The 21,351-nt window shown below is 64.5% G+C and carries 19 protein-coding genes and 1 riboswitch; of the genes, 7 read left to right on the plus strand and 12 right to left on the minus strand.

What is annotated here, in order from left to right; all coding sequences use genetic code 11:
• The first annotated feature begins 215 nt into the window (after positions 1-215).
• The 3 genes from L0D18_RS09855 to L0D18_RS09865 all read left to right on the plus strand — a co-directional run bounded on the left by L0D18_RS09855 (position 216) and on the right by L0D18_RS09865 (position 2,871).
• Positions 216-1,055, plus strand: coding sequence for a metal ABC transporter substrate-binding protein (locus L0D18_RS09855; RefSeq protein WP_243028737.1), 840 nt, complete (start codon positions 216-218; stop codon positions 1,053-1,055).
• Positions 1,056-1,376: 321 nt separating this feature from the next.
• Positions 1,377-2,006 (plus strand): hypothetical protein, encoded by a 630-nt coding sequence (locus L0D18_RS09860; RefSeq protein ID WP_243028738.1) that lies wholly within the window; start codon positions 1,377-1,379, stop codon positions 2,004-2,006.
• Positions 2,007-2,121: 115 nt separating this feature from the next.
• A complete protein-coding gene (locus tag L0D18_RS09865) occupies positions 2,122-2,871 on the plus strand; it encodes a sugar phosphate isomerase/epimerase family protein (protein ID WP_243028739.1) in 750 nt (249 codons plus the stop codon).
• Positions 2,872-2,940: 69 nt separating this feature from the next.
• Here the strand turns inward: L0D18_RS09865 and L0D18_RS09870 are convergent, their stop codons facing one another.
• Positions 2,941-4,062 carry an esterase-like activity of phytase family protein gene (locus L0D18_RS09870; protein WP_243028740.1) on the minus strand — a complete coding sequence of 374 codons (1,122 nt, stop codon included), beginning with the start codon at positions 4,060-4,062 and terminating at the stop codon, positions 2,941-2,943.
• Positions 4,063-4,359: 297 nt separating this feature from the next.
• Between L0D18_RS09870 and L0D18_RS09875 the strand changes: the two genes are divergently transcribed.
• Positions 4,360-5,478 (plus strand): MFS transporter, encoded by a 1,119-nt coding sequence (locus L0D18_RS09875; protein WP_243028741.1) that lies wholly within the window; start codon positions 4,360-4,362, stop codon positions 5,476-5,478.
• A 133-nt stretch (positions 5,479-5,611) separates the two neighbouring features.
• On the opposite strand, the gene L0D18_RS11975 is transcribed toward L0D18_RS09875, so the two are convergent.
• The 6 genes from L0D18_RS11975 to L0D18_RS09905 form a co-directional block, all read right to left on the minus strand.
• Complete coding sequence (locus L0D18_RS11975) at positions 5,612-7,093, minus strand: MutS-related protein (RefSeq protein ID WP_243028742.1); 1,482 nt, start codon at positions 7,091-7,093, stop codon at positions 5,612-5,614.
• Positions 7,090-8,649, minus strand: coding sequence for a MutS-related protein (locus L0D18_RS09885; RefSeq protein WP_243028744.1), 1,560 nt, complete (start codon positions 8,647-8,649; stop codon positions 7,090-7,092). Before L0D18_RS09885 ends, L0D18_RS11975 begins: the two co-directional genes overlap by 4 nt.
• 35 nt (positions 8,650-8,684) lie before the next feature.
• Positions 8,685-8,746: riboswitch (Fluoride riboswitch) on the minus strand.
• A 10-nt stretch (positions 8,747-8,756) separates the two neighbouring features.
• Complete coding sequence (locus tag L0D18_RS09890) at positions 8,757-9,194, minus strand: hypothetical protein (protein WP_243028746.1); 438 nt, start codon at positions 9,192-9,194, stop codon at positions 8,757-8,759.
• On the minus strand, positions 9,191-10,462 hold the full coding sequence (locus L0D18_RS09895) for a sensor histidine kinase (RefSeq protein ID WP_243028748.1): 1,272 nt from the start codon (positions 10,460-10,462) through the stop codon (positions 9,191-9,193). Before L0D18_RS09895 ends, L0D18_RS09890 begins: the two co-directional genes overlap by 4 nt.
• Positions 10,459-11,121, minus strand: a complete 663-nt coding sequence (locus L0D18_RS09900) for a response regulator transcription factor (protein ID WP_243028750.1) — start codon at positions 11,119-11,121, stop codon at positions 10,459-10,461. Before L0D18_RS09900 ends, L0D18_RS09895 begins: the two co-directional genes overlap by 4 nt.
• Positions 11,121-11,579 carry a c-type cytochrome gene (locus L0D18_RS09905; RefSeq protein WP_243028752.1) on the minus strand — a complete coding sequence of 153 codons (459 nt, stop codon included), beginning with the start codon at positions 11,577-11,579 and terminating at the stop codon, positions 11,121-11,123. Before L0D18_RS09905 ends, L0D18_RS09900 begins: the two co-directional genes overlap by 1 nt.
• Positions 11,580-11,667: 88 nt before the next feature.
• On the opposite strand from L0D18_RS09905, the gene L0D18_RS09910 reads away from it, so the two are divergent.
• Together L0D18_RS09910 and L0D18_RS09915 are read left to right on the plus strand one after the other, a co-directional pair.
• The gene (locus tag L0D18_RS09910) at positions 11,668-12,900 is read left to right on the plus strand and encodes an Nramp family divalent metal transporter (protein WP_243028754.1); all 1,233 of its coding nucleotides are present in this window, start codon (positions 11,668-11,670) and stop codon (positions 12,898-12,900) included.
• 79 nt (positions 12,901-12,979) lie between these two features.
• Positions 12,980-13,903, plus strand: coding sequence for an NHL repeat-containing protein (locus L0D18_RS09915; RefSeq protein ID WP_243028756.1), 924 nt, complete (start codon positions 12,980-12,982; stop codon positions 13,901-13,903).
• A 271-nt stretch (positions 13,904-14,174) separates the two neighbouring features.
• Here L0D18_RS09915 and L0D18_RS09920 read toward each other — a convergent pair whose 3' ends face one another.
• Both L0D18_RS09920 and L0D18_RS09925 read right to left on the minus strand, forming a co-directional pair.
• On the minus strand, positions 14,175-15,443 hold the full coding sequence (locus L0D18_RS09920) for an ABC transporter ATP-binding protein (protein WP_243028757.1): 1,269 nt from the start codon (positions 15,441-15,443) through the stop codon (positions 14,175-14,177).
• A gap of 8 nt (positions 15,444-15,451) precedes the next feature.
• Positions 15,452-17,116 (minus strand): ABC transporter permease, encoded by a 1,665-nt coding sequence (locus L0D18_RS09925; protein ID WP_341474593.1) that lies wholly within the window; start codon positions 17,114-17,116, stop codon positions 15,452-15,454.
• Positions 17,117-17,655: 539 nt separating this feature from the next.
• Here L0D18_RS09925 and L0D18_RS09930 point away from each other — a divergent pair.
• Positions 17,656-18,408 (plus strand): hypothetical protein, encoded by a 753-nt coding sequence (locus L0D18_RS09930; RefSeq protein ID WP_243028759.1) that lies wholly within the window; start codon positions 17,656-17,658, stop codon positions 18,406-18,408.
• 584 nt (positions 18,409-18,992) lie between these two features.
• Here L0D18_RS09930 and L0D18_RS09935 read toward each other — a convergent pair.
• From L0D18_RS09935 to L0D18_RS09945, 3 genes are all read right to left on the minus strand, one after another.
• Entirely contained in the window at positions 18,993-19,616 is a 624-nt protein-coding gene (locus L0D18_RS09935) for a cupredoxin domain-containing protein (protein WP_279232333.1), read from the minus strand.
• Positions 19,613-20,065, minus strand: a complete 453-nt coding sequence (locus L0D18_RS09940; RefSeq protein WP_243028760.1) for a sigma-70 family RNA polymerase sigma factor — start codon at positions 20,063-20,065, stop codon at positions 19,613-19,615. The genes L0D18_RS09935 and L0D18_RS09940 overlap by 4 nt, the downstream gene beginning before the upstream one ends.
• 508 nt (positions 20,066-20,573) lie before the next feature.
• The gene (locus L0D18_RS09945) at positions 20,574-21,338 is read right to left on the minus strand and encodes a DciA family protein (protein ID WP_243028761.1); all 765 of its coding nucleotides are present in this window, start codon (positions 21,336-21,338) and stop codon (positions 20,574-20,576) included.
• Positions 21,339-21,351: the final 13 nt, after the last annotated feature.

Here is a 21,351-nt window from a genome sequence, read left to right on the forward strand (position 1 = left end):
GGCCAGCTCCTCGGGGCCCTTCACCGCCCCGTAGCCCCCTGGGCAAAGGCGGCGTGCATGTGGGTACGCGGTCCGTGTCGGGGGTCCATCAGGAAGGGGCTAAACCCCCTGTGGCCCCTCCTCCCAGCCCCGTGGGGGTGTTGACAAAGTAAACGATAACTCAGTATCAATAAGCCGTACCCCCGCCGGGTATACGGTGGGGCCGGAGGTGGAACATGAGAGCCCCCTTGATGGCCTTCCTTCTGGTGATGGCGGCGGCTTTCGCCCAGAAGCCCACGGTGGTGGTGACCATAGAGCCCTACCGGTTCTTGCTCCAGGAGCTGGTGGGAGACCGGATGCAGGTCAGCGTGCTGGTACCCCCATCCTTCAACCCCCACGTCTACGAACCCACCCCCTCTCAGGTGAAGGAGGTGGCCCAGGCCAGGCTGGTGGTGGCCAACGGGGCTGGCCTGGACAAGTGGGTGGTGGACAAACTGGTCCGTCCCAACAACCTCAGTGTGCCCGTCTTCCAGGTGGCGGACGCGGTGAGGGCTTACCTCATCGCCACCCCAGCGGGACCCGACCCCCACATCTGGGTGGACCCAGTGCTCATGGCCAGGGTCGTGCCCCCCTTGGCGGAAGCCCTAACCAAGGCGGACCCGGCCGGAAAAGCCCTCTACCAGGTAAAGGCTCAAAGGTTGGAAAAGGCCCTACAGGATTTGGATAAGGAGGTGGCCAACTATTTGAAGGTCCGGTCAAAGGCCGGGGTTATCGCCTTGCGAAACCCCTTCCGCTATTTCACCCAGCGCTACCAAATCCCCATCCTTTACGTGGTGGTGCCCAACCCTGAGGCCCCGGATGCCTCGGCCAAAGCGGTGGCCGAGGCCAGGAGGCTGGCCCAGGAAAAGGGGGTCCGCCACCTCCTGGCACCCCTCCCCGCCAAGACCCAGGCGGAGCCCTTGGCACGGAACATGGGCCTCGAGGTGGTGTTGGTGGATGCCCTTGGGGAAAAGGCTGCCTCCTATCGGGACCTGATCCTCAACATGGCCCAGGCCTTTGCCCAAGCCCTGCGCTAGGGGGCTCTAGCTGAAGGGACCGGGTCTCGAAACCCGGTCCCCTTTTGCCCAAACCCTTGGCTACGGCTATGGCCTCCAAGACCCACGGGGGGCGGTCCAAGGCCCTTTCCGGGGCCTCCAGCTTGCTTGGCGCAAACCCCATCCCCGTATAGGTTTTAGCGCAAGGGCGAGTCCACCTGGAGGAAATACCTTCGCTACCCACCTTGCCAGGGGATTGTGCATTTGGGAACGAACCCATATACCCCGGCTAGGTATGATTAGAGGGGCTAACGGGAAACAGCCCCTTAAAGAGGTAAGAGTATGACCTTGAGGAAGCTCGCGATGTCTGCCATCTTTCTATCGGCTGTGGAAGGTGGGTTGGCCCAGCCCCTGACCCTTGGGGAGCACATGGTCCTACGGGGCTACACCGGCAAGGCCTTTGGCCAGGTGATGGCCGAGGAGATGAAGTGGAATAGCCTCCACATCCTCACCAACAACACCAGCATCTGCGCCGCCCTGGTGGGGTCCATGGCCTCCAGCTACCTGGACCTGGAGGGCCGGCGTCAGCTCCAGGTGACCGCTTTCGCCGCCCCGGAAGAGGTGCCCGCCCTTAGCCCAAAGGAAGAGGCCGTAGCCCTCATCTTCGGGGGTCAGGCCAGCCCCGAGGTCAACTACGCCCTCACCAAGAACGCCCTCAAGGCCCTGGCAGGCGCCAACTACGGAGGGGCCCTCTTCTTCCACCTCCGGGTATGGGGTCCGAAGTTGGTGGAACGGGCCGCCCAAGAGGATCCCGCCATCGCCCGCTACCTGGAGGGCAAGCAAAACCTCTTTTCCGTCACCTACGATCCCCAGGCCAATCTCATAAGGGTGTGGCGGGTTGCGGTCCAAGGGGGGAAACAGGTGAATGCCCAGGAGTTGTTGAAGCTGAACCCCAATCCCACTTGGGAAACCCTCTTGAAGCGCTCCCTGTAAGGTCTAGGGGCATGCGCTAGGTAAGAATCCCTTAGCCCCCTGCTCCAAAAGGGCAGGGGTTTTCTATTCCACCCCGGCTGACCAGACCCTGACGGAAGCCTCCTAAGGTAGACCTATGGACGTAAGAGTGGCCCTGTCGGTGGCCGAGGCCTTGGAGCGGGCGGATGCCCTCGAGGGCCTAGGGGTGGGCCTGGAGGTGTACCTGGACCCCGCCCACCTCCTGGACGACGGCCTTTTCCAAAGGCTTCGGGAAAGGGTGGCCTATCCCCTTTCCGTGCACCTACCCTTTTGGAACCTGGACCTCCTTTCCCCCGACCCCGAGATCAGGACCCTCACCCTAAGACGCCTCCTCTTCGGCCTGGAAAGGGCCGCGGAGCTGGAGGCGGACCGGGCGGTTTTCCACTCCGGCATCCCCCACGGCCGTACGCCGAAGGAAGCCCTGGAGCGGGCACAAAGGCTGGTGGAGGCCCTAAAGCCTGTGGTGCGCAGGGCCTTCCTCCTGGGAGTGGAGCTTTTTTTGGAAAACACCCACGAGCCTGGGCCCGAGGGCCTGGAGCCCCTCCTGGTGGCCTACCCTGAACTGGGTTTCTGTTTTGATGCCGCCTACGCCCGGGTGTTCAGCCGGACCCCCGATCCCACCCCCTGGTTGGCCCTGGACCCGGGACACCTCCATCTGAACGATAACGACGGCGTTTATGACGGCCACGGGCAACTGGGGGAAGGAGTCCTGGGCCATAGCATATGGCTTCCCCCCTATCTGGACCGCACCCTGGTGTTGGAGGTGCGGGAGGACCCAACCCCATCCCTAAAATTTCTCAAGACCTTAGAGGCAGCCTCCTTCGCGCCCCCAGCGGCGAGCCCTTGAGGAGGAACCCTTGTTAAGTAGGGCCCACCCTGGCGTTGGCCAGGGTGGGAAGTTCCGCATGGCCAGGGGCTAGCGGAGCCTTTCCGGGAGCCGCACCAGCCAAAGCCTGGAGGGACCCTCCTTTCCGGTGATGGCAAAGTCGTTGTCATCCACAATGGCCAGGGTCTGACCATCCTCCAGAAGGGCTATCCCCTCCAACTTATCCGTGTCAAACTGGGGCAACCTCCAGGTTTCCAAGACCAGGCGCCGGGTGGGAAGGATAACCCCCAAGGCGGCATAGTCCACCCCCGCCCGGTCCAGACGGTCGGTATCCCCATCAGGCCGGTCCAGGAGGTTGGTGGCCTGGCCAAAGTTCACTACCAGGATCCGGGCACCCCCCTCGGCCCGTTCCAGAAGGAGGATCTGCTGGTCCTTAAGCCAAGTGGCGGCGCTGAACTTCATGTCCCAGGGGCGGTTTGGTTTGGGATAGTCGGCGGGATCAGAGAAGGGCACCAGGTAAAGGCCCGTCACCCGGGCCCGCAGAGGATCGCTCACATCCAGCCGGACCGCCCGGGCTACCAGGCTCCGGTCAAAAGCGGGGTCTGAAGTGGGCCCAATGGGGCTTTGCAGGATGATCCAGGCCGTCTTGCCGTCCGCGGAAAGGGCCAGGTTCTCCAAGCCCCGGTTGTTCCGACGTTGGCGGAGGATGGAGGGCAGGATGTCCCGCACGGGGTAGCTGGCGTTAAGGCGCAATCCCTGAGGTACATACCGCATCAGGATGCGCCCTTGCCGGTTGGCATACACCAGAGAAGGGGAGTTCTCCTCCACCAGCCAAAAACCCCCATTGGGGGCCACCGCCACGTCCTCCACGTCCAGGCCGTCCGGGTCCAGGGCCAAGGGCTCCCGGCAGGCCTTGTCCCGGAAGGGAAGATTCTCCCCGGGCAGGTTGGGAAGACCGCTGAGGGGCTTACCGGTCAGGTTTTGTAAGGGCAAGGACCTTTCCAGGACTATGCCGGTTCCCTCCAAACGGAAGAAGAGGGGGCTCGGGGTGAAGCGGGGCAGGGGGAAATACTTGCCCTTCTTGTCAGGGGAATCCCCGTTGGGCCCGCGGTCGGTTACCCCCACGAACCGGCCATTGCCCAGGTGGAAAAGCCCCGAGCCCAAGGCCGGCCGATCCGACGTGGGCCAGCCTGCCTCCAGGCTAGCTGCCACCTCTGCTAGGCCCAGATGGGGGTTCAGCCGCTGGATGGGCGTGGGGGGTAAGGTGAAAACGCCTAGAACCTGAACTTCCTGGGCCGGAGCAAGCCCTAGGCCAGGGCAAGGACGGCTATGGTACGCTTCATACCACCTGCAGGCTATAGGGGCTCGGTCAGGGGATGGTCAGAGGCTAAGGTGGCATGCCCTCCCCCGCCGCAGGCCAAAAAGGCGTCTAAAGGCCTATACTCTAGAGGGTGCGGCTTGCCATGCCTCTCCGCAAGGAGGGAACGTTGCCCCAACCTTGGAGGAAGCATGAACCCAGCCTGGCGGTTCGTGGTGGCCATCGGCCTAGTGAGCCTCCTTGCGGACCTCACCTACGAAGGGGGGCGGAGTATATCCGGGGCCTTTTTGGGCGCTTTGGGGGCTTCCGGGGCCCTGGTGGGCCTGGTGGCGGGGGTGGGAGAGTTTTTGGGCTACCTGACCCGGCTAGCCTCTGGGCGCCTTGCCGACCGCTTCCGTCTCCACTGGCCCCTCCTTTACCTGGGCTATGCCGTCAACCTCCTATCGGTTCCCGCCCTGGCCTTGGCCCCAAGCGCCGCCTGGGCTAGCCTCCTCCTCTTCCTGGAACGCTTTGGCAAAGGGCTTCGTACTCCCGCCCGGGACGCCCTCCTGGCCAGGGCTGGGGAGAAGGTGGGGTATGGCAAGGCCTTTGGTGTGCACGAGACCATGGACCAGGTGGGGGCTGTCCTCGGCCCCCTGTTGGTGGCCTTAGGCGTGGCCCTTGGGGGTTACCGCATGGGCTTTGCCCTCCTGCTTCTTCCCGCCCTCCTGGCCCTTTTGGTCCTTTCGGGCGCTAAAGGCTTGGAACCCAAGGAGGAGAGAACAAGCCCAAGCCCGGGCCTGGCCTCGAACCTGCCCTTATACCTCGCCTACACCGCCCTCTTTGCCCTGGGCCTGGTCCACTTTCAGCTCCTGGCCTTCCACCTGGGTAAAGCGGGGGCGGACCCGGTGCACATCCCCCTTTTTTATGCTTTGGCCATGGGAGCCGATGCCCTTTTTGCCCTCCTGGCGGGCTTCCTCTTTGACCGCTGGGGTCTTAGGCTCCTCCTCCTGGCACCCCTTCTGGCCCTGGCCTCCCCGGTCCTCCTCCTAGGCGATGGCCCGGGCCTCTGGTGGCTAGGAAGCCTACTTTGGGGCGGGGCCGTGGGCCTTCAGGAAAGCGTGATGCGGGCCGGGGTGGGCCGCCTTGGAGGCACCGCCTTCGCCTATGGGCTGTTTGACACCACCTTTGGCCTCTCCTGGCTCTTGGGCAGCGTGGCCATGGGGCTCCTTTACGACCGTTCCCCTGGTCAGGTGATGGCCTTTGCCCTCCTGGCCGAGGGTCTAGCCCTTATGGCCCTTTTGGGCCTCCTGGCCCGCCTTAGGAGGTAGGGATCGTAGGGCTTTTAAATCCACATCGCAAAAATCCTCAGGATGCAAACCCTGGAACGGCTTCGGCAGCAACTGGCAGAGGTTTCTGGCCACCTGGGGCGAGGAGGGGCTCCAAAGCGGAGGCGTGGGTTCCCTACGTCCCATGGCCGAAGATCTGGCGCAGAAGGTCCTGGCCATAGGCGGTGGGCTCGGGTGGAGCCGGCTGCAAGCGGTAGGTGCGCCGGCCGTCGGGAAGCCGCTCTGCCCTCAGGAAAAAGGCCTTTGGATCTCCCATGAAGGCCGCGGCCAGGGTGTAGAAGTGGGTGACGAACACCACCCGCACCCCCCGCTCCACCAAGGCCCGGATCACCCCAACCCCAAGCTCCGATCCCTCCGGTTCGTTGGTGGCGGCAAAGCTCTCGTTGAAGAGGAAAAGGGGAGCAGGGGTTAGGCGGTCCACCAGGCGGCTCAGCCGTTTCAGTTCCTCCTCGAGCTTGCCCGCCTCCAAGGCCGGGTCCTCTTCCCGCTTGAAGTGGGTGAAAAGGCCGTCCACCACCCCGCTTTCGAAGGCCTCCCCCCCTACGAAAAGCCCGGCCTGCATCATGAGCTGGGCGAGGCCCAGGCTTCTTAGGAAGGTGGTCTTGCCCCCCCGGTTGGCCCCGGTGATCAGGATGGGGTTTCTCCCATGGGCCTCGAGGTCGTTGCCCACCGCATGGCCTTGGCGTAGGGCCAAGCCCACATCGTACAGGTTGCGGAAGGCTAGGCGCGTCCCCCGGCTGGGAAAGGGAAAGGCCAGGGGAAGACCCAGGGACTGGAGGCGCCGGAAGAGGTGTACGGCCCCTAGGAGGAAGCCCACCTCGGCCCTAAGGGCCTCGAAAAACCGGGTAACCTCCTCCACCGCCGCGGCCAAGGCCCAAGCGGCCGCGTAGACCCCATGTTCCCGTATCTCCCCCAGGATCCTCGCCCCCGATTCATCCCGGGGGTGGAGGGTGAGGGTAAAGGCCTTAGGCCCTCTCCCCAAAGGCCAACGCCGCCTGGGCGGGGAGGGGTTGAGGAGCACGTAATCCTGCCCCCTCCCCTCCGGGCCCAAGCGGGCTGCCATCCATACCCCGCGCGGGAAGCGCAGAGCCTGGAGGTGGGCTTCCGCTTCCTGGAAAAACCGCGGGGTGAGGTGCTGGGCCAGGCGGGCGCTAAGCTCCGAAAACCCCGGGGAAAAAAAGCGACCATCCCCTGGGGAGGCGTGAAGAAGCCCTAGCAGCTCTTTTAAGCCCCGCAGCAGGGCCTCCATGGCCTTTATGCCCCCGTAGAGATCCGGGCGGTCTCGGCGGAAAAGGCCCCAGCTTTCCCGGCGCTTCGCCTCTAAGGTTTTGTGGGCCAGGCGGTAGAGATTTTCCACCAGCTCGGGCTGGGCTAGGGCCTCCTTTACGCTCCCCTGCCGGTAGAGGATGGCCGCGGGGTCTAAGGCCAGCCCCTGCGCCAATACCTTTCGGGCCACCTCCTCCAAGAAGGAATCCCCCTCGGCCATGGCCTCCAAGACCGCTCCTAGACCAAGGTCGTGCTCCACCTCCTCCCAGGCGAAGGGGAGGGGCCTACTTAGGTCCAGGTCCTCTTGGGGATGTAACAGGCCTACCCTCACGCGCCACCTCCTAAACGCCCCCGTAAGGCGTCATACGTAAGGCCATACGTCTCCGCCAGGGAAAGGGCATAGGCCTTGCCGTCGGCGGGCCTTTCCCGGATTCGGAAGGTCCTCTGGGCAGGGTCCTTGGGGTTCACCTCCGCCACCAGGCTCTTAACCCCTTTAAGCCGGGCTAGTTCATCCAGGAAGGTAACCATCACCGTAAGGCTCCCCTTCTCCCTGAGCCTATCCAGGAGAAACCGACCGATGGCTCGGGCATCCAGCAAGGCCGCCGAGGCCAAAGGTTCGTTTAAGAGGACCAGGGACTGTGGGCTAGCCTGATCCAAGAGCTCCTTAAGGCGCACCAGGTCCGCTTCCAGCTTGCTCCTGGGATCCTCAGGGTTTTCCCGGGCCTCAAAGTGGGTGAGGATCCGCTCAGGCAAGCTAAGCCTCGCCCTCCTTCCGGGCACGGGAAGGCCCAGGGCGAAGAGGTGGTGGAGCTGGCCCACCATGCGGGCGAAGGTGGTCTTGCCCCCTTGGTTGGCCCCGCTGACCAAGAGGATCCTCTCCCCCTCCACCAGAAAGTCGTTAAGCACCGGCTTTTTGCCCTCCGCCACCAGCTTGGCCCCCAGGACGAGGTCAAAGGCCTCTTGGGCGAAGTAGGGAGGGTTTTCCCCGGCCTCGGGGTAAGTGAAAGGCAAGCCCGCCTTGCGCAAGGGGGCGATGAAGTCCAAGTAGGCCAGGAAGAAGCGGGCCTCCCGTTCCAGCTGCATCAGGACCGGATCTACAAACCTCTGGTGCCCCTGATATAGGGAGCCCACACGGGCAAAGGCCTGGGGAAAGAGCTCCGCCAGGCGGTCCAGGATCCATTCCTCGATGTGGTTCAGCCAGGGGTTTGCCTCTGCCCCCCCCTGGGGGAGGCGGGGTACTTTGGAACCCCCAGGCCCGAAGAAGGGGCGGAAGGTCTCCTTGACCCGTTCCCCATAGTCCTCCCCGCCCTGGTAGGCCTGAACTACGAGGCGCCCCTCGTGCACGTGAAGCCTATAGCGCACCTCATCCAAGCCCTCCTTGGCCTCCGCCACCTCCTGGCGAAAGGCCGAGAAGGCCGGGTCCTCCTGGTAGGCAACCAGGTAGGCCGCGTAGGACCTGAGCCCTTGCGAGCGCGGGAAAGCCTTTTCCCAGGCCCCCCTTAGGCTTTCAAGCCCCCCGATGTAGGCGCCGGCCGCCTGCAAAAAGTAGAGGGCCTTCTGCCAGGAGTGCCGGGTCTTCTCGGCGAGCCCCAGGAACCCCCGCACCGCCTCCATGGTCCGCAGGAAGCCCCTAAGGGGGAGCGAGGCCTCCCCTTCCTCAAGCTCCCGGGCCACGGCCTGGCGGTGGGCCAGGGAAGCCCCATCCCTTAGGGGGCTACGGAAGAACCCCTCGAGGCCGTATCCGGCTTGCGCCGAGAAAAGAAGCCCCTCCAACTCGTCCAGATGGAGGTCCGGGAAGTAGGATGGCCTGGAAACCTCTGGGTAGGTTAGCGAAGAAGGCCCCATGAGGCTAGGGATCTTCTCTGGGATCTTTGCACCCTTAACCATGGCCCCCTCCGGATGAAGGAAAAACTCCTACCGGCACGCCGGTAGGAGTCATCAGCCCTCGCGGGCGGTTCAGGCGGACTCCATCGCCCTAACCCAGTATAACCCCCCTAGGGCTTCTTGGGCGCAGCCGTGGAGACATGGGCTCCGCCGTGGGCCATGGGCGCCGAGGCCTTCACCGCCTCAAGCCTCCCATCCTTACCGATGGCCACATGGCGGTTTTTCAGCAGGGTGGACAGGGCGTAGGTGTTCTTGCCGATCCGCACCCTTAGGCCCTCGAGGCTCGAGGCCTTGCCCACGATGGCGTAGCGGTAGCTGAGCCCTTTAGGAAGGGCAAAGACCACGTAGGCCGCCTTGTTGAGCTCCTCCGCCGTGGGCAGCATCCCCTTTCCCGTCTGCCAAAGCGCCTGCCCCTTGGCGTCCTCCAAAACCAGGGCGGTCCCAGCAGGCAACGCCCTCGGGGGAAAAACGCTGGACACCTTAAGGCCACCCGTAGATGCCGCCAAAGCCAAGGCCGTAGCCACCAACAACCCCATGATCCGCTTCATCGCTTCACCTCCGGAGCATCCGCTCCAGAGCCCATTGCAAGGGGAGAAGCTGAAGGGAGCCTGAAGCTCAGCCGCACCAGGAGCCCCTTCTCGTTTACCCAGGAAAGCTCGGCCCCCAAGGCCTCGGCCACCTGGCGCACCACCCGCATCCCCAGGCCTTCGCGGGCCCGGGCGGAGAGGCCTGGACCCCCGTCCTGCACCTCCAGGTAGGCCCGGCCTTCCTTCAGGCCCGTTCGCAAGAAAACCGTGCCCTGGCCGTGAACCAAGGCGTTGTGCACCAGGTTGTTCATCACCCGCTCCAGCAGGCGCGGATCTGCCTTAACCCATGCCGTCTGGCCTTCCAAAACCAATTCCCGGCCCCGGGCCACGAAAAGGGGCTGAAACCTATCAAACACTACACCGGCCAGCTCGTTAAGGTCCACCTCCACCAAATGGAGGTCCTGGGCTTGAGCCCGGGTAAGGGCCAGGAGGTTCTCCGCCAGGGCCTCCAGGCGCTCCGCCTGGATTTTCAGCTTAGAAAGGGTCTCCCGTTCCAGGCTCGGGGCCCTAAGAAGGCGCTCCAGCCCCACCCGAAAGGCGGTAATGGGGGTGCGCAACTCGTGGCTTGCCAGAGCCCAAAACGCTCGTTCCCGCTCCCTCTCCTCCTTAAGGGTACGGAGCAGCTTGGCGAATGCCTGGGCCAGGCGGGCCACCTCGTCCTTGCCCTCCGGGGGCTCCACCACCTGGAAACGGGATGCCCCTTCGGCCAAACGGCGCAAGGGGGTAAGGGCCAGGCCCACCAAAAAGTAAGCCACGAGCGCGGTCACCCCTCCCAGGAGAAGGGAGAGGGGCAGGCCCAGGCGCAGGTAGAGGAGGGCTAAGCGCTCCACGACCCCTAGGGGCTGGGCCACCACCAGGCGGTAGCCCTGCTCCTGCCGGGCCAGTACCCGCCACCCCGCCAGGCTCCGGGCCTTCTCCTGCTCCACGGTGCGCAGCATGGCGGGGGCCGAGGCCAAGCCCCCCTGCCATACCAGCCTTCCCCCCTGGTAAAGCCAGGCCGTCCCAGGGAAATCCCCTCCCAGGACCTCGTCCTCCACCTCCGGGGGCACCAGGTGATCCGGGGCCGCCCGGGCCGCCTCCAGCAGAACCCTGGCCTGGAGCTGGAGGGCCCGGTCCACCTCAGCTAAGGCCAGCCGGGTCAGCAACACGCTGGAGGCCCAAAGGCCTAGCCCCAAGCCCAGCACGGCCAGAAACCCGGCAATTAGGGCTAGGCGGGTGCCCAAGCTCATCCGGAAACACGGTACCCCAGGCCCCGCACGGTTTCAATGACCCCTTCCCCCAGCTTTTTGCGCAAGTTCTTCACATACACCTCCACCAGGTTGGAAGCCCCCTCGTAGCCGGGGCCCCAGATGCGCTCCAGGATCTCCTCTTTGGAAAAGATCCTCCCCGGGCTCAAAAAGAGAAGCTCCAACACCTGGTACTCCTTGGCGGTTAAGGTTACCGGAACCCCGGCCTTAAAGACCCGCCGCGCTTCCACCTCCAAGGCCACGTCCCCCACCTCCACCCGCCTGGGGCGCACCTCCCCCCGGCGGAGGAGGGCCCGGATACGGGCCACCAGCTCCGGCAGGGCAAAGGGCTTGGGCAGGTAGTCCTCCCCCAGGTCCAGCCCCCGCAGCCGGTCGTCCAAGGCGTCTTTGGCGGTGAGGAAGAGGATGGGTTGGGCGAAGCCCGCCTCCCGCAATGCCTGGGCCAGGCGGAACCCGGCTTCCTCCCCCTCGGGTAGGCGGACATCCAGAACCAAAACCTGAAAGGGGTGCTCCCAAAGGGCCTCCCAAGCCTCCTCCTGGGAGGTGACCCAGACCACCTGAAAGCTGAACTCCTCCAGGGCTTGGGCCACGGCCCGCCCCAAGTCTGGGTCATCCTCCACCAGGAGAAGCCTAGCCACCATCAGAGCTTAAGGGATTGCCGCAGGGCGTACACCTTGCTGGGGGTGAGCTTCTTGGCCCGCTCCTTCTTCACCTCCTCCGGGGTGTAGGGCTTAAAGCCGGCAGGAGGTTTATTGCCGAAGCTGGTGGCCACGTAGTTGAGGATGGAGGCGATCTGGTCGTCCTTCAGCTGAGCCTCCCAGGCGGGCATGTTGCCATTGTAGGTCTGCCCCTTCACCCGAATGGACCCCTGCAGGCCATAGAGGACCAGGTCCACCAGATAGGTGCGTCCCTCCTTTTTGGCCAGGATCTCCTGCACGTGCCCCGCCAGGGGAGGAAAGGCGCCGGCAATACCCTGGCCGTTGGCCTGGTGGCAGCTGGCGCAGTACTGCCCGTAAAGGGCCTGCCCGCTCTGGCCCAAGGCCAAACCAAACCCCAATCCCAAGGCCAAAACGCCCATCTTGTAAACCAGCCTTCCCATATGCACCTCCAAGGCCAGCATGGATCCCTTAGCTTAAAGGAACCTGAAATCGGGTGTTCCGGGCCCCAGAGTGTGCTATCTTGGCGGTATGGGTTTTTTAGGTTTACCTAAACCCCGGCCCTGGTGGTGGTACCTGGGCCCGGGTTTCATCGTGTCCGTGGGCTACATGGACCCGGGCAACTGGGCCACCAGCCTCGAGGCGGGAAGCCGCTACGGGTACAGCCTGCTCTTCATCGTCACCCTTTCCAGCGCCATGGCCATCCTCTTCCAGTCCCTGGCGGTTCGGCTAGGGGTGGCCACAGGCCTGGATCTGGCCCAGCATATGAGGCTTCGCCATCCCGGGGTCCTGGGGCGTTTCCTCTTCCTCACCGCCTTTCTGGCCATGGTGGCCACGGATCTTGCGGAATTCATGGGCATGGCGGTGGCCCTTAACCTCCTCCTGGGACTCCCCTTGGTATTGGCCGCCTGGATCACCGTATTGGACGTCTTCCTCATCCTGTATCTGGAGCGCTTCGGCTTCCGAGCCGTGGAGGCCGCGGTGACCTCCCTGGTGGGGATCATCGGCTTGAGCTATCTGGTGGAGATAGCCTTGTCCAAACCGAGTTGGGCCGAGCTCCTCCCCTCCCTTTTTCTTCCCAACGCCACCTTAGGGGAGCCAGGGGCCCTCTACCTGGCCCTGGGTATCCTGGGGGCCACGGTGATGCCCCACAACCTCTTCCTGCATTCGGCCCAGGTGAAGACCCGCCTAGGGGAAAACCTGAAGCGGGTACACCGCCTGCTCCTGGTGGATACCTTCTTGGCCCTCACCGGAGCTTGGCTGGTGAATGCCGCCATCCTGGTCATGGCGGCCGCCGTCTTCCACCAGCGGGGCCTGGTGATCGCGGATCTGGCCCAGGCCTACCACACCCTAGCCCCCCTCTTGGGACCCCTGGCGGCCACGGCCTTTGGCGTGGGCCTCCTGGCGAGCGGGCTTTCCAGCACCACCACCGGTACCCTGGCGGCCCAGGTGGTGGTGGAAGGGTTCTTGCAGGCTCGGGCGAACCCCGCCCGGCTCCGCCTCCTGGTGCGGCTCTTGGCGGTCCTCCCCGCCTCCTTGGCCCTGACCCTGCACGCCTCTCCCATGGCCCTCATCGTCTTTTCCCAAGTTGTGCTCTCTTTGCAACTTCCCTTTACCCTCTTCCCTTTGGTACGCCTCACCTCAGACCCCGCCACCATGGGGGCCTGGGCCACGCCTTTTTCGGTCCGCCTCCTGGCCTGGGCGGCGGCCCTTTTGGTCCTCGGGCTAAACCTCCTGCTCCTAGTCCAAGCCATGGGGGCGTGAGGAGGGGCATCCGGGCCCAGGAGGCCGCCCTTGGGCCGATTTCAGGCGCCTTTCAGGTTGGGGCCCTTTCCTTTAGCCTATGAGGCCTCGCCCCCTGGTCTACACCCTCTTGGTGTTCCTCCTTCCGGCCCTGGCGGCCAAGCCCCTGGATAAGGGGCTGGTGATCGCGGATGCCGGAAATCACCGCTTGGTGGAGCTTTCCGGGGAGGGCCGCCTGGTGCGCATCGTCCCCTTACCGCGGCCCTTTCGCTACACTGACGACGTGTTCCTGGATCCCAAGAGGCCCGTGGCCTACATCACCGATCCAGAAGTGGATGCGGTGGGTGCGGTGCGCTACCCCTCGGGCCAGCTGCTTTGGCTCTACGGAACACCGGGCCGCCCCGGGCGGGGTCCCGGTCAGCTCAACAACCCCGACGACCTGGTCCCCCTTCCCTCAGGCCTCCTGGCCGTGGCCGATATCAAAAACTGCCGCGTCCTCCTCCTTACCCCGGAGGGAAAGCTCACCAAGGTCCTCGGGCAAACCGGCACCTGCCGCAACGCGGATGGCTTCTTCAACAAGCCCAACGGGGCCTTCCCCCTAGGCAAGGACCGCCTCCTGGTGACAGAGATCGTGGGCCACGACGTGGCGGTGGTGGACCTCAATGGCCACCGCCTGGCCACCTATCCCCTCCCCCTCCACTACCCCTCGGACGCCAACCTGACCCCATGGGGAACCGTCTTGGTGGTGGACTGGTGGTCTCCGGGAGCGGTGTTGGAGCTGGACCTGAAAGGCCACGTCCTCTGGCGCTATGCCCCCACGGGAAAGGAGGCGCGCCTCAACCACCCCTCGGTGGCCGTGGGGCTAGGGAATGGCCTCGTGGTCCTTACCGACGATTGGCGGCACCGGGTCTTGGTTCTGGATCGCAAGACCCAGCGGGTGGTCTTCCAGTATGGGAAGACGGATACGCCAGGGGATGGCCCGGGCCTCCTGCGCAACCCCGACGGGCTGGACCCCTTCCGCTGAAAGGCCCCAAAGTCATAGCCTGTGGCCTTGGGCATCCCCAAGCTGAAGAGGGCGGGAACCCCGTCCCTAGGACCGCTTTGGGAAAACGAACAGGGGCAAAACCACCGCCATGAAGTCCATCTCGTGGGCTAGTTTATCCACCACAACCTTAAGGCGACCCTTCCCGGCTGAGCTCTCTATAGCCCATTCTTCGGGATGGGCTGCCCTCCCTACTGGGATGGCCCAAGGCCTCCTTGGGGGTCAGACCCCAGCTGGGCTCCGCCCGGGCCATTTAGGATTGGGGGGCTCGAGGCTCCTTGGGTAGGGTGAGGATCCCCGCCCGTTCGTCGTACCCTAGGAGTCCCGCATAGCGGCCCCACTCCAGGATTACCCCAAGAACCTTCTTGGCCTCGGGCGCGGGCAAATGGTCCTGAAGCCAGGCCAGGACCCGCTCCTGGGAGAGGCGCCTCCGTTGGAGCAACAACCCGTGGATGCGGCGCAGGAGCGGCACCTCTCTCACCAGGTGTTCGGCGAACATCTCCTGGCGTTCCTTCGGGCCGGCCTCAGCCCAGGCCATACCCGCAGGGGTTAGCTCCACATCCCCCCGCTCCACACGAGCAAAGCCCAGGAGTTCCAAGGCCTCCAGGAGGGGGAAGAGGTCGTCCACCTCCAAACCCTCCTCCTCCGCCAAAAGGGGTAGGTCGGCCTTCCCCCCAAAGCGGGCGATGGCCTCGGCCAGGCTCATGAGGGCCCCCACCTGGGCCTCCGGAAGGCGCAGGAGCTCCTCTTCTAGCCTCTGTTCCACCACCTCCCTGAGGGTCAGGATCTCATAGATCTGGTCCACCAGGGACCGAAAGCGCGGGTCCTCGGGCTCGCGGGGGTGGGGAAGGGGGATGGGGATCTCGCGGCCGATGCGGGCTGGGCTGCCTTGGAGGATGAGGGCCCGGTCCGCCAACGCCACGGCCTCCTCGATGTTGTGGGTCACCATGAGGACCGCCTTCGTGGAAAGGCTACCGGCCAGCCAGAGGTCCAGGAAATCCCCCCGGAGCCCCTCGGCGGTGAGGGGATCCAAGGCGGAGAAGGCCTCATCCAAAAGCAGGACCTCGGGTTCCACCACCAAGGCCCTGGCGAAGCCCACCCGCTGCCTCATGCCACCGGAAAGCTCCTTGGGCAAAGCCTCCTCAAAGCCCCGCAGGCCGATGAGGGCGATGGCCTCCCTGGCCCTTTCCATCCGCTCCCGAAGGGGGACACCCCGCGCCTCCAGGCCCAGGGCCACGTTCTCTAACACCGTAAGCCAGGGGAAAAGGGCAAAGCTCTGGAACACCATGGCCACCCCCTCCACGGGACCCTTCACCGGCCTGCCCTTGAAGGACACCTCCCCGCTGTCGGGGGGGATAAGGCCTGCCAGGATGCGCAACAGGGTGCTCTTCCCGCTCCCCGATCGGCCCAAAAGCGCTACGATCTGCCCTTCCTCCAAGGCCAGGTTTACCCCCTGTAGAACGGGGTAGGCGGCCTCCTGAGCCCGGTAGGACTTGGACACATCCTTAGCCACCAAAAGCATGCTCCCCCCTATAGGTGCAACCGCTCCTCCGCCATACGGTACAACCGCCGCCAGAGGAAGCGGTTTAGCAGGACCACGTACAGGCTCATGACCACAATGCCCAGCAAGAGATGGGGTCCTTGCCCCTCCTTGAGGGTCCACTGGGCGATGTAGCTTCCCAGCCCGGTGGCCTCGAGGGTGGTGGTTCCCCACTGCACCACCTCTGCCACGATGGATGCGTTCCAAGTACCTCCGCTGGCGGTGATGAGACCCGTGATGAGGTAGGGAAAGGTGCCCGGGAGTAGAAGCCTGCGCCAAAGGGTCCAGCCCCGCAAACCCAAGACCCTGGCTGCTTCCTTGAGATCCTCCGGCAGGGCCATGCTCCCCGCCACCGCGTTGAAGAGGATGTACCACTGGGTTCCCAAGACCATGAGAAAGGCGGAGAAGTACTCTAAGGAAAGGTGGTAACGAAGGAAGAGGTAGGCGAAAAGGGGGTAGAGGAGGTTGGCCGGGAAAGCGGCTAGGAACTGCAACACCGCCTGGACCTGCTGCGCCAACTTGGGCCTTAAGCCCAGGAGGATACCCACTGGGACCCAGATGAGGGCGGCTAAAACCAGGATTCCCAGCACCCGCGCCAGGGTTAAAAGGCCCAGGACCAAGACCCTGCCCACCTCCCCTAGCCCTAAGGGGGCGATCTGGAGCCAAAGGGCCCTCCCGCCCCAAAAGGCTACCAGGACCAAGGGAGCCAAAAGGACCCAAGGGGGGAGGGTCCACGAGCCTCGAGGCATCCTTCGCTCAAGCGACCAGAGGGACTCCAACAACCAAAGGGAAAAGCCCTCTACGGCCCGGCTTATGGCCTTGGTGCGGCGAAGCAGGTTCAGAAGCCAGCTCCCAGTCGCCGCGGCCCCCGGGCGCTCTTCGTAGACGAACCGCTGGCTCCAGGCCACCAGGGGCCGGAAGAGCAACTGGTCGTAGGCCAGAATCACCAGGAGCATGGTGAGGGTGGCCCATCCCACAGCGGTGAGGTCCCCCTTGGCGATGGCGGTGGCCAGGTAGGAGCCGATTCCTGGAAGATGGACCTCGGTCTTCCCCACGGTGATGGCCTCGGAGGCCACCACGAAGAACCAGCCTCCGGACATGGACATCATGGCGTTCCAGACCAGTCCCGGAAGGGCAAAGGGCAGCTCCAGCCGCACAAAGCGCTGCCAAGGGGAAAGCCTAAAAAGCGTGGCTGCCTCCACCAGTTCCCTGGGGAGCGTTTTCAGGGACTGGTAGAAGCTGAAGGCCATGTTCCAGGCCTGGGAGGTGAAGACGGCGAAGATGGCCGCCAGCTCGTAGCCCAGGGCCTTGCCAGGGAAGAGGGAGGCAAAGGCGGCCACGGTGGCGGCCAGAAACCCCAGGATGGGGACCGACTGCAGGATGTCCAGCAAGGACAGCAATAGGGGCTCGAGGCGGGTCTTGGCCGCTAGGGGGGCATAGATGAGGGTGAATAGGCCCGAGAGCACCAGGGCAATCCCCATGCGAAACACCGTGCGCAGGGCGTACTCGGGGAGATGCCTGGGATTCAGGGAGATCTCCTGGGGTTGAAAGGGGCCTGCCACCTCCCTGGAAGCTTGAAGAAACAGGGCCAGGACAAACACCACCAGCCCCAAGGCCAGCAGGTCGTAGCGGTTGAAGCGTGGGGAGATCCTCACCAGGGACAAAGGCGCCTCCCTTCCGGCCAGGCCGGGGAGGCTCCTCCCCCCTGGCCTCTATGGGGTACTGGACGAAAGCCCTTCTGCCATGGGAAGGGGTCTCAAACCCCAGGCCATTCTAACATCCTAGTCCTCTTCCCCCGGCCTCTGAACCTCCCTACGGCTAAGGCCGTAGGTTGGCAGCTGCCTGGATCGTGGAATTCGTTCGGCGGTAAAGCTCTCCGACCGTGCCCTTCTCCACGGGCGCCGTTTTGGTGAAGGAGCCCAACCCGGTAGGTGGCCCGGTGTGCGAGGTACGGGCTACGCCCGGGTTTCCTCCAGCGACCCAAAGGATGACCTCTGGCACCGGATCCAGCGCCTGGAGGCGTTTTTCCGGGAACAGGGCTGGGTGGACTTTGACGCGGTCGCCGGGATGGGCTCCGGGCTGAGCGGGCTGCTTTGCCCACCAGTTCAACCTGCAGCGCCTGGCCCAGCAGGGGATCCGGGCCCAACGCCAGCCCCTATCGGGCCTTTCCCTTGGGGGTAGGCCCGCCCTTGGGGTGCTGAGCCAGATCGTCTTTCAGGGCCAAAACTACACGGACCTGGCCGTCTATACCGTGGATGGGGGCCGGGTCTACGCCCTGCAACTCACCGCGCCCGCGCAGGTATTTGCCCAACTGCAGCCCCTCTTCCAGGGGCTTCTAGGGCAGGTACAGCTGGCGGGGGGAAGCACTTCCGCTCCCCTCCTGCCGGGCTACCCCGCTTCCCCACCCGGGATGCCAGAGACCCCAGGCTACCCCATGCCCGGGCCCGGGGGCACGGGCCCGGGCATGCCCTCCCTGCCCCCGTCGCCTACCCTTACCGCCGCCCAGCCCTCCTTCACCCCCCCTGCTGACCGGGTGGTGCAGCTTCGCTACGGGAAGGAGGTGGGGGATGGACGTCAGTTCGCCGTGGCTTTAGGGGGACTCTACTACCGCATCGAGCCCGCGGGAAACGGGCGCTGGCGGGTGACGGAGGTGGTGGAGGACACAGAGGGAAAAAGCGAGGAAACCTACCTCCTGGACGGACTGGGCCTAGAGGAGGGGAAGGAGGTGCTCCTGCCCCCCGTGTGGCATACGGGAAGGACCAACATAGGGGGGGACACCTTCGCCCGCGTGGCCCAAGGGGACTTGATCCTCTATAGCCTTCAGGACGAGAAGAATCGCATAGAAATCGCCTACCGTAAGGACGGTTGGTTAGCCTACTTTATCTACTGCGACTTCTCCAAACCCCGTAACCCCTGCACCCGCTATAGCCTCAAGGAGGTCCGCTAGGCATCCGGGGTCCTTTCCGTTGCTGAGGCTGGCGGTGCATTTGGGGTATAGGGTAGGGGCTCCAAAGGGGAGTCTTGTGGGTGGTTACCGGTTTGGGCCGGAGTAGGGGTTGGCCATTGGTGGGCCAAGGATGTAGAGGGAGGAAGGTTTCCGGGATCTCTTGGTCTATGCCCTGGGGCTTTTGGTGGGGGGGTTGCGGGACTGGGTATAGGGTGCAGGGCCCGGGGGATTGAAGGGCTAGACTTTGTAAAGAAGACAACGGGGTCTGATACCATCCCGCTCTGGCTTGCGCCAGGGTGGGGGCCTCGGGATTAAATACTGACACGTGGTCAAAACCAAGGGAATGCCAAGGTGCAAGCCTGAGATGCGAGCTGCAAGGTCCGGGCTACGCCCGTAACCGCTCGTGCCATGGGCGCAGCCCGTACCTTGGCCTTTCGGGTAAACGGGCTTGTATAAGCAGGGGGGTCTTTCCCTGCAAGATAGCCGTGCGGCCAGCCTGGAGAGGGGGCAGGGTTTAAGCCTTAGGGGGTGGATGGTGGGACCCCCTTGCCTGGCTGAGGCGCCAGCGGAGGGCCGGGGAAGGACTACGGCCCCACCTCTAGGCTAAATGTCATGTAGGGGTGGATTTTGCAGTAGATCTGGTAGGTTCCCGGCACCTGGAAGGCGTAGCGGAACTCTGCCCCAGGAGCCAGGATGCCGCTATCAAAAAGGCCCGTGCCCTCGGTTACGGTGTGGAGAGCCTGGCCCTGGTTCTTGAAGACCACAAGGGTGCCTGGGGCTATCCGAAGGGTATCGGGCCTGAAGGTATGGTCCACCAAGGCTACCTCTAGTTCAGCCAGGGGAGGGGGCGCCGTGGGGGGTGGGGCCTTGGTGGAAGGGGCGCAGGCTCCGCGGTAGCCGAACCAGCTAAGCCAGCTAAGGAGGATCGCCCCCAACGCGGCCACCAGCACGCGTCGGCGGGAGAGAAGCCCCGGGTGCCGAGTGGCCGGGGAGGGGGTAAGCCGCTCGCGTAGCTCATCCTCCCACCCCGGAGGGATGGGCAGCGGCTGGTGGGCGGCCAGGTGGCCTAAGGCCTCGAGGTGGTCCCGGTAGACCGCCCGACAGGAGGGGCAGCGGCGCACGTGGCGTAGGATAGCTTCCCGCCGCTCCTCGGGCAGGGTATCCAGGGCCAGGGCCACAAGGGTGTCGGGATCGGGGTGGGTCGTCATAGATGTGCCCTTAACCTCTCCAGCGCTCGCCGCAGGCGGCTTTTTACCGTTCCCAAAGGCCACCCCAGCGGGAGGGCCAGCTCGCTATGGCTGTACCCGTGAAAGTAGGCCAGTTCTAAGAGCCGCCGCTCCTCCCCATCCATGCGTTCCAGCACCCGGGAGATCTGGATCCGTTCCAGGTGCTCCTCATCCCCAACCGCTTCCGTGGGGGCGTCCCAGTCCTCGAGGGGCAGAGCCTCCCGGCGGCGCTTCAGCGCTTTCAGCGCCAGCCGGTGGGCGATGGTGAGGATCCAGGTGCGGGGTGTTCCCAAGGAGGGGTCAAAGCGCTCGGACCTCTGCCATATGCGCAAGAAAGTATCCTGTACGACGCTCTTGGCCTCCTCCCCATCCCTTAGGATCCGCCGGGCTAGGGCGTGCACATAAGGAGCGTGGCGACGGTAAAGGGCCAAGAGAGCCTCTTCATCCCCCAAAACACCCGGCGGAGGAGCACCGCGTCCTCTTCGTCCCCCATCACCTGGTTATACCCCCTTTACCTTGTCCCTGGATGTCCTCGCGCACCCGGGGGTTACCTGACCCTGTGGACCTCCCCTCGGAGAGGCTCTAAGTTCAAATCCTCTGCCGCCCACCGTGATGGGAAGGCAAAACTTCCCCCACTGCCGAGGGGGGAAGTTGCTTTGAGGGCCTATGGGTTTAGAGCTAGAGCCTAGCAGATGCGCTTCCGAGTTGAGGGGAAGGGGGGAGGAAATGAAGGGATTAGCGTTCGCGAGATTGGGCCCCACCTTGGGGCAAGCCGGGGTGGGGGCCCCGGAAAAGCCCGTGGAACTCGGGGAACGAGACATGAGAAAACGGTATTAAAGACCTAATGGCTTGCTCTTGCGGACACCTCGAGGACCTCTTTGTGGAGAACTTGGGCGGAAGCCCCGCAGATGCGGTGCTGCCCCCTATAACGCCGAACGCCTAGGGCTCCTTGGTCAAGAGGCTTTTCACCGCCTCGGGCAAGGGTTCCCCGGGGAAGAGGGTTTGGAAGCGGTTGGCCAGGTCCTTGAGGAGGGGACGTAGCCCCACGTCCCGCAGGGCCTGGGGAAAGAGGGCCTCCATTTCCTCCAGAAGGGATTTCCGGGCCAGATGGCGGGCCACCAGAAGGGCTTCACCTTCAAGGGAGGTGGGCCGGCCCCGCTTCAGGCGCTCGGCTTCCTTGCGCACCCAAGGGCTTTCCAGAAGGCGGCGGCAGGTGGAGCATGGGTGTTTGGGGCTTGGGCTATTGCAGATGGGGCAGGGTTGCCCCCGGTCTTGTTTTAACAGGGCCAGGGCGGCCCGGGCCACCTTCTGCTGCAGCTCCGGCGGAGCCTTAGCCGCCAGCTCCAGGGCCCGGCGGTTTGCCCAAAGGAGCCTCTCGGGATCTTCCGGAGCCTCTTGGGGGCTAGGCGCCTCCTGTTCCAAGGCGCCCACCACGAAGCGGATCTCCTTCACCGCTCCAGGAAAACGCTCCTCGTATCGCCTTAAGAGGGCCAGGCGGCTATAGGTGAGCTGGTGGGCCATGACGGGGTCAGCCACCCGGACGGTGAGGACGCCCCCCTCGAGGGAAAGGGGCTCGCTCAGACGGGCCAGCTCCTTGCCCGCCACCTCCCGCCAGGCGGCCAGCACCAGGCCCCGCTTCAGCTTTTCCTTCCCCCCGGCCTTCTTGAGGGCCTCGGGGATCACCTCCTTAAGCCGCCAGGGCATGGTAAGCCTCCTT

The sequence above is a fragment of the Thermus albus genome (assembly GCF_022760855.1).
GTDB lineage: Bacteria > Deinococcota > Deinococci > Deinococcales > Thermaceae > Thermus > Thermus albus.